The 579-nt window shown below is 56.5% G+C and carries 2 protein-coding genes; both read left to right on the top strand.

Going from position 1 to position 579, the window contains the following annotated elements:
* Nucleotides 1-228 (top strand): IS1-like element transposase (locus tag APU11_RS29120; protein WP_032294759.1); only part of this gene is annotated, 228 nt, incomplete at its 5' end.
* 105 nt (nt 229-333) lie between these two features.
* The coding region (locus APU11_RS29115) for an IS1 family transposase (protein ID WP_308302580.1) at nt 334-579 on the top strand (246 nt) is incomplete at its 3' end.

Raw genomic sequence — 579 nt, 5'->3', positions numbered from 1 at the left:
GTGGTGCGTAACGGCAAAAGCACCGCCGGACATCAGCGCTATCTCTGCTCTCACTGCCGTAAAACATGGCAACTGCAGTTCACTTACACCGCTTCTCAACCCGGTACGCACCAGAAAATCATTGATATGGCCATGAATGGCGTTGGATGCCGGGCAACCGCCCGCATTATGGGCGTTGGCCTCAACACGATTTTACGTCACTTAAAAAACTCAGGCCGCAGTCGGTAACCTCGCGCATACAGCCGGGCAGTGACGTCATCGTCTGCGCGGAAATGGACGAACAGTGGGGATACGTCGGGGCTAAATCGCGCCAGCGCTGGCTGTTTTACGCGTATGACAGGCTCCGGAAGACGGTTTGCGCACGTATTCGGTGAACGCACTATGGCGACGCTGGGGCGTCTTATGAGCCTGCTGTCACCCTTTGACGTGGTGATATGGATGACGGATGGCTGGCCGCTGTATGAATCCCGCCTGAAGGGAAAGCTGCACGTAATCAGCAAGCGATATACGCAGCGAATTGAGCGGCATAACCTGAATCTGAGGCAGCACCTGGCACGGCTGGGACGGAAGTCGCTGTCG

It is taken from the genome of Enterobacter sp. 50793107 (assembly GCF_001463365.1).
Lineage (GTDB): Bacteria > Pseudomonadota > Gammaproteobacteria > Enterobacterales > Enterobacteriaceae > Enterobacter > Enterobacter cloacae.
Note: the sequence above shows the minus strand (reverse complement) of the source record. Positions and strands in the feature narration are given on the sequence as shown.